Annotated in this window: 1 protein-coding gene; it reads right to left on the reverse strand. The window is 34.9% G+C overall.

Translation table 11 applies throughout. The features are described 5' to 3' along the window. Positions 1–547, reverse strand: a 547-nt coding sequence (locus BG261_RS11435) for a hypothetical protein (protein WP_193790146.1), incomplete at both ends; no start/stop codon positions are given.

The following is a 547-nucleotide window of genomic DNA, read 5'->3' on the forward strand; positions in this document are numbered from 1 at the left end:
TTTTTTTTTTTTGTTCTTGTTGATTCACTTGTACTTGTTGATTCACTTGTACTTGTTGATTCACTTGTACTTGTTGATTCACTTGTACTTGTTGATTCACTTGTACTTGTTGATTCACTTGTACTTGTTGTAGATGAACTTATTTCTTCTTCACTTGAAGTACTTGGCTTGCTACTTGTTGTAGTTGAACTTATTTCTTCTTCACTTGAAGTACTTGGCTTGCTACTTGTTGTAGTTGAACTTGTTTCTTCTTCACTTGAAGTACTTGGCTTGCTACTTGTTGTAGTTGAACTTGTTTCTTCTTCGCTTGAAGTACTTGATTCATCGCTTGTTGTAGTTGAACTTGTTTCTTCTTCACTTGAAGTACTTGGTTTGCTACTTGTTGTAGTTGAACTTGTTTCTTCTTCACTTGAAGTACTTGATTCATCGCTTGTTGTAGTTGAACTTGTTTCTTCTTCGCTTGAAGTACTTGGTTTGCTACTTGTTGTAGTTGAACTTGTTTCTTCTTCGCTTGAAGTACTTGATTCATCGCTTGTTGTAGTTGAAC

This window comes from Floricoccus tropicus (assembly GCF_001832905.1).
Classification (GTDB): domain Bacteria; phylum Bacillota; class Bacilli; order Lactobacillales; family Streptococcaceae; genus Floricoccus; species Floricoccus tropicus.